This is a genomic window from Cedecea neteri NBRC 105707 = ATCC 33855 (genome assembly GCF_001571265.1).
GTDB classification, from domain to species: domain Bacteria; phylum Pseudomonadota; class Gammaproteobacteria; order Enterobacterales; family Enterobacteriaceae; genus Cedecea; species Cedecea neteri.
The window spans coordinates 91,389-97,388 of record NZ_BCTL01000012.1; the positions used below are offsets into that span (position 1 = coordinate 91,389).

General features: G+C 47.9%; 6 protein-coding genes and 1 pseudogene. 1 reads left to right on the forward strand and 6 read right to left on the reverse strand.

Annotated elements, in window-relative coordinates; all coding sequences use genetic code 11:
• Positions 1–7 precede the first annotated feature (7 nt).
• Positions 8–331: a hypothetical protein gene (locus tag CNE01S_RS07090; RefSeq protein ID WP_061274655.1), complete on the forward strand. Its 324-nt coding sequence runs from the start codon at positions 8–10 to the stop codon at positions 329–331.
• Positions 332–440: 109 nt separating this feature from the next.
• Here the strand turns inward: CNE01S_RS07090 and CNE01S_RS07095 are convergent, their stop codons facing one another.
• The 6 genes and pseudogenes from CNE01S_RS07095 to CNE01S_RS25475 all read right to left on the reverse strand — a co-directional run.
• Entirely contained in the window at positions 441–833 is a 393-nt protein-coding gene (locus CNE01S_RS07095; protein WP_082763193.1) for a cupin domain-containing protein, read from the reverse strand.
• A gap of 357 nt (positions 834–1,190) precedes the next feature.
• Positions 1,191–1,427 (reverse strand): autotransporter outer membrane beta-barrel domain-containing protein, encoded by a 237-nt coding sequence (locus CNE01S_RS24325; protein ID WP_369406067.1) that lies wholly within the window; start codon positions 1,425–1,427, stop codon positions 1,191–1,193.
• Between the two features lie 32 nt (positions 1,428–1,459).
• A pseudogene (locus CNE01S_RS07100) lies at positions 1,460–2,385 on the reverse strand (IS5 family transposase).
• A 150-nt stretch (positions 2,386–2,535) separates the two neighbouring features.
• On the reverse strand, positions 2,536–2,925 hold the full coding sequence (locus tag CNE01S_RS07105; protein WP_061274658.1) for a hypothetical protein: 390 nt from the start codon (positions 2,923–2,925) through the stop codon (positions 2,536–2,538).
• Between the two features lie 1,402 nt (positions 2,926–4,327).
• A complete protein-coding gene (locus CNE01S_RS07115; RefSeq protein WP_061274663.1) occupies positions 4,328–5,107 on the reverse strand; it encodes a DUF1835 domain-containing protein in 780 nt (259 codons plus the stop codon).
• Positions 5,108–5,204: 97 nt separating this feature from the next.
• The coding region (locus tag CNE01S_RS25475; protein WP_169799400.1) for an Ig-like domain-containing protein at positions 5,205–6,000 on the reverse strand (796 nt) is incomplete at its 5' end.

Consider the following 6,000-nt stretch of genomic DNA (forward strand, 5'->3'; position numbering starts at 1 on the left):
GGTCGCGATGATTAATTTTTCTAGATCATTAGTTTTGAGTTTTCTTGTTTTAAGCGCAGCCGCATCCGCAGAAACCTGCCCTAAAATTATCTCTGCGATCAGCCAAGGAAAAACACTGGCTCAGATTGAAGTCCCGGCGAACGTTAAAATAGATGTTTCCGGTGAAAAACAGACCGTCAATACCGACAGAACAGTCATGCTCTTCGAGGGTGATTCCCGGCTTGCAGTCACCTTCGCGTCGGGGGAAACCATGAAGATGCAGTCGGATGTTATCAAAATCAAATCTTGCATCTCCGATAAGATCCTGCCGCAAAAACAGGTCCACCCTTAGCCTGTCGGCAACCCAGACTTAAATGCGGTTGGCAGTTGAAGAAGCACATCCCGTGTTTTGGTGTTTTAATGGGCAATCAACATACGGTGGATTGCCCATATATTATCCCTCAGGGCTGGACGAGGAGATCATCCAGCACTGTGCGGTCAGTACCCAGATGCGTATCCGGACAATAAAAAATCAGATCCAGCTGCGTATGCGCATAAATCTGATGGGCGGTGTTTGCCTGGAGACAAAATACATCCCCCTTTCTGACCGGAAAATGGCGTCTGTTCTGCACGACCTCCCCCACCCAATCCGCAAGATAAATAACGCCCTCCCCATCCAGAATCGAATACCACTCATCGCCCTGAGTATGCACGTGGCTGCTGACTTTCGCCCCTTTGTCCATTCGCGTGCCAAAAGCATTCATCTCACTGCCATTCTGCAGACGGGCAATTCGAATGCCGGCCACAGGATCGTAAACGGCGTTCTCGATCCCCTGATAAAAATTTTGCATCATTCATCCTGACTGAGTGCTCTGTGAAGTAATAAAGAACGGCGTCATATTTGCTGACTTCAGACCCTGGTCGCAGAAAACCGGTCGTAAAAGCATAGATTTTTTCGTACAGCGTACCGATTGAATGCAGCCCTGCGATTGCCGTGCTGTATGTCCGTACGCAAGCAATGATAGCCACCCGTTCAATGTCTGTCTGCTCAATCCTCTATCTGACGTCTTCAGGAGTGGAAATGTCATTTCTGACCCTTCTAGCCAACACATGGCGTAGCCGCTCTGTTTAGGTATACATTCTCCTGGTGATACGCAGGGCAATTTCATCAGGCCATAAGGAAAGGAGGTTCCCCTTCTTTCCTTCCTTTATCAGAAGCTGACCCGGAAACCAGCGTTCCCCATCACAGGCGACTCCACATGCTCGCCTTTGCGATAGTTCGCTTCAAGGTAGACTGAAGCGTTACGGGTGAGCTGCGACGTGACGCCCAGACCATACCGCCCGGTTGTGCCGGAAAAATCGTTATTGAAGTTGTAGGCATCATTCATTCTGACGTTGTTATTGTTATCAAATTCATGTTCTACAGGGCTTTGTTGAATAATTCGGATTTAGATAAAAGCGCCTCCCGTCGCTGACTTCATCAGACAATCCGCACACTTTCTGGCATCCCTGCGCGCGTCATTTTGTTCAAGGCACGGATCATGGACATAGCTTCTCCAACCTGCGCATCATAATCCCGCAGCGTAAGATACCCACCGAACAGTTGTTTAACACGGTACATCGCCGTTTCTGCCACAGAACGCCGGTTGTAAGCCGTGTGCCATTTCCAGTACGCATTACTCCCCGTCAGACGCTGCCTCGCCACCGCCTGATTTCTGTCGGCATACTCCGCCGGCCAGTAACCGGCACGCGTTCGCGGCGGAATTAATGCCTTAATTTTCTTGCGCCTCAGCTCGTCGTGGCACCGTTTTGTGTCATAAGCCCCGTCGGCGCAGGCGACCCTAATTTTCCTGTGCGTCTGACGGATCAGGCCCGGGAATGCCTCTGCATCCGTCACATTGTTCAGGGAAAGGTCAGCGCAGATAACCTCATGCGTACCGGCGTCTACCGCCAGGTGCAGATTACGCCAGACGCGGCGTTTTTCCTGGCCGTGTTTTTTCACCTTCCACTCACTCTCACCGAAGACTTTTAATCCGGTGGAGTCGATAACCAGATGGGCTATTTCGCCGCGCGTGGGGGTCTTGAACGGGATACTGACGGACTTAGCCCGCCTGCTGGCGCAGGAGTAATCCGGGCAACGGAGCGGGAGCTTCATCAGGGTAAAAAAATAGATTCAATGAACCCCTGCGCGGAGCGCAGCGTGAGGCGAAAAACGCGTTTGAGCATCAGTACGGTAGAAATAGCGAGCTCAGAATAACGTTGAGGACGACCACGTGAAGACGCGTTGGGCTCGTCATACCAGGCCTGGACGGCCGACACATCAAGCCAGAATGTCAGTGAACCCCGGTTGACGAGCGCCTTGTTGTAGTCAGCCCAGTTGGTGATTTTGAACGTTTGTTTTGCCACGTGATACCGCTACAGGATCAGGATTGTGGTGATCTGATCCTGGCTACGGCCAAAAATTCGATTTATTCAACAAAGCCCGTATCCCGGTCCCGGACTCGTCGGAACAATCGCTGGCTGAATTGCCAAAACACATGATATGGAACTTATGGATCACCGGCAAAAACGTCGATTTGTTAAGAATGCAATAATATTGTCGATGTTTGGCCCCATAAAATTAAGTGCATCAAGGGTTTCCCGCCAGCACGTTATCGGGGCGTCAGCGGTTACACTGCAGCCATTATTGTTTGCGTCGGGGAAATGCAGCGCAATGGCTCCTGCAATCATGACCAGCAAATCCGGTTTAAAGTCTCTGATGAACGCCAGATACCTCAGCAGATGCACTTCAGAGCCAAACGCATCGGCATCAACGATACATAGCGTTTTATCTGCGGCAATAAAATACTGCCGGGCCAGCTCTGTGGCGCCTTGCTCAAAACACCATGAAGATGTCCGGACACAGATGTTGCCCCGGTTCAGTCGGTTTTCAGTCTGCCACGGCATGACTTCTGCCCTCAAAAAAGATGTTCAATGTGCTCAGGCTCAGAAATAAATAGTGCGATTGCACCTGTACTATCAGACATACCTTATCATTGATATCAGGCCGAAAAAAACAGTGCGTTCCATCAGAACCACAGGCTGTAAAGCACTGCCAATATATACTACCGTTCCAACACCAATGTCCGAAAAATGTCTGAAATTGCATATAGTAAGGTCTGGCTTTGAGAGGGGAATTCTCTCGCAGAGAGTTATAAATACCCTTTACACCTTACCGATACAACATATTAAAGATAACAACAATCAGCTTTAAGATTTTTCTTTGCGGCATGGCAAATTGCCCCAACCTGAAGACGTTCACATAATGGTCCACTGAAGCGGTGATACATTGAGGCACACAATCGTCATTTTAAAGAATCGTCTGATGACTTGTCTGAATATCAGTTTTAGTCTGCCGAAGGGGTTGTATTAAATTCTCACGCCGCCCTATACTGTTTCCCAGGCAATCCTGTCTTATTTGCCTTTATCGTAATGCTGAAGCATACCTGGAGTGTGTTATTGACCGACCTCCCCGCTCTCTTCTGGGCGGGATTTTTTTGACAGTTTAATGCTGTGATGACAACAGCTGAACAGCCTGGCTCTCGGCCACCGTATAATCCCCGTTTGCAATACTCTTTTTAAATTCACAGATAGCATCCTGACAGCGGGTATGATGCTGATGCATCTCCTCGATTCTCTGGATACAGGTTTCAAGGTGAGGGGGTATACCGCTGGCTATATTTCTTTGTCGGGACAGGATGAGCAAAGCCATATATTCAGCAAAAAAAATTTTCGGGATTTCAGGCAACTTACCATTAACCTGCAATCCTCTGCTCTGTCGGGATAAGCGAGAACGTCCTTTTCAACGCACAGTAATAAATTCTTTAACCGATCGGATATACTACTCCAGATGTTAATGCTTTCATTAATGGCGGTTGCACAAACCATGGTGGCACAATAGACCGCGACGGTAAAGAGCATGATAAACATGCTTGCCTGTGGGTGAAGTGTAGTCCAGCGACTGATATCGGAAGAAACAAACATAATCCAGAGAATAAACAGGCTCAGCATAAAAATGCCCAGTCTTAATGCACTTCTGATTAAGCGTAGTCTTTTTAATTTCTGCATCTGTTTCCCCTTTCTTCTGAAGGACAGGAAAAACCTACAAATCCATCGTAAACCGACCAACATGAGTGTAGAGGTGGCGTGCAGTGCTGGCCGCCCGGTTCAGCCAGAACCTTCGACCAGCCCACTCCTTTCCCATCCAGCCTGATAATTTCAGGCAGCGCTTTGTTGATCCCATTGTTTCGTTGAGGTTCTGCAACAAAAAGATCTTCCATCTGACTACACACAACAGCGCGATATAATATCATCGGCTAATCTTAATGAGCATTGGCACGGCTTTCCTTATCTGATGAAAAAAGACAGATCCATTATGCAGTAAAAAGCTTAACCGCCAATAAAGAAAGGTCTCAGAAACAAAATATCGACTCATAATGCATTGCATCACCTCCTTTGCACTTTTGTAATGAACCGTCGACAGTTCATTCAACAGCGCACTATCAAGATAATGTATCGGGTATTCTGCCAGGGCCCCGTATCTGTCGATATCTCTCCAGCCTTGCCCCATTGATTTCCAGTCCAGCCACTGATTTTTTAAAAAATTACGTTTACGGACAGACAATTTTACCGGCATTACGGTTTGCAGCAAAGCAACGGAACACATGGCCACTGTCGAGTATTTATTTCCTGCCAGATACGGGGATGTCACGACATTGGCCACAGATAAAGGGGTTTTATCAGGAAGACAGGCACAAATCATCGCCAGCATCAGACGATCATGGGGATTATCACCGAGCCAGACGACAACGGGACGATTTTCTTCAGCTAACTGCCGTAGCTTATTTTTGTATTCACAGAATTCACTGGAGAGTTTAAATTCGATATCGGGTGTTATCCACCACTGTGTTCTCCAGATGCTTTTCCACAATCTGCATCGTAAAGCTCCCGCTCTCTCCGCATCGCTAAGCGGACCAAAGCTAAAATCATCCAGGACAGCCATTACTTCGTTAGATTTATCCAGTTGTAAGTCGTGAAGATAAAGTAACCCCGCTGCATCTTCCCCCGACGTAATATATAAGCCATTCATCTGTAATCACTCTCGATATAAAAATAACATCAGTACTCATGGTTCAAAGCAAAGAACCGGGGCTGCTACACCCCAGTTAAAATATCGCATATGCTAATTAGTGCCAGTGAACAGTAAACTCACTTTCATATTCGATTGGTCCTGCACCCTGGAAGCGCATTTTCGCCCAAACATTACACGACGCCCCTAAATCCATATGGGTTGTCGATATGTGTGCAGAAACTTTAGCTCCTTTTTCGGTGAGTTCTATTTCCCCTGGATTAATGTTCACACCAATGCCTAATGAATCACAGTCCCCGTCGCGGTTAACTTTAACCAGTTCCAGTTCATCGGGTCTGATGCTTTTATCAACTTCATTGGTCCCTTCAAATAAAATTGTCGCTTCAGCAGTAATGTTTCCGCCCCCGTCAGCTACATCCACTGTAGATGGGCTGACAGTCGTGGTGATAACTGTTCCCCTTGGCGGTGGCGCTGGTTTAAATGTCACCTGCTTCGATGCATGATATCCGTTCCAATCAACCGCAATGGTATAGGTACCTGCAGTATCAGACCAGAAATCTATAGCAGCAGTTCCATCTCCCCGCGTTTTCATCGGGTTTGTGTTGCCAAAGTAATGCACTTTATCAGGGCTGGCGGATACCGTAATTTTCTCCCCCTGAACGTTAGCCCCATTATCTGTTAAGTGGGCACGCACAGTATTATGATGGCCAGCGTTCGTACTGTCAGAGCCGTCCTCACTGACCTGACCATTATCACTAAGCACTTCAAGTGATAAGACATAATGGTGTGGTGCGGTAAAATTGACATCCTTCGTCACCGCCGCCGTGCTACCCACCTGCGCTGTCACCGTGCTGACCCCGGCCTTCGTGCTGGTCAGGGTTACCGTTGCGGTA

Bases quoted from the DNA above. Each gene is read 5' to 3' on its own strand.
- CNE01S_RS07115 (WP_061274663.1), bottom strand. From the start codon at position 5,107: ATGAATGGCTTATATATTACGTCGGGGGAAGATGCAGCGGGGTTACTT.
- CNE01S_RS07105 (WP_061274658.1), bottom strand. From the start codon at position 2,925: ATGCCGTGGCAGACTGAAAACCGACTGAACCGGGGCAACATCTGTGTC.
- CNE01S_RS07095 (WP_082763193.1), bottom strand. From the start codon at position 833: ATGATGCAAAATTTTTATCAGGGGATCGAGAACGCCGTTTACGATCCT.
- CNE01S_RS07090 (WP_061274655.1), top strand. From the start codon at position 8: ATGATTAATTTTTCTAGATCATTAGTTTTGAGTTTTCTTGTTTTAAGC.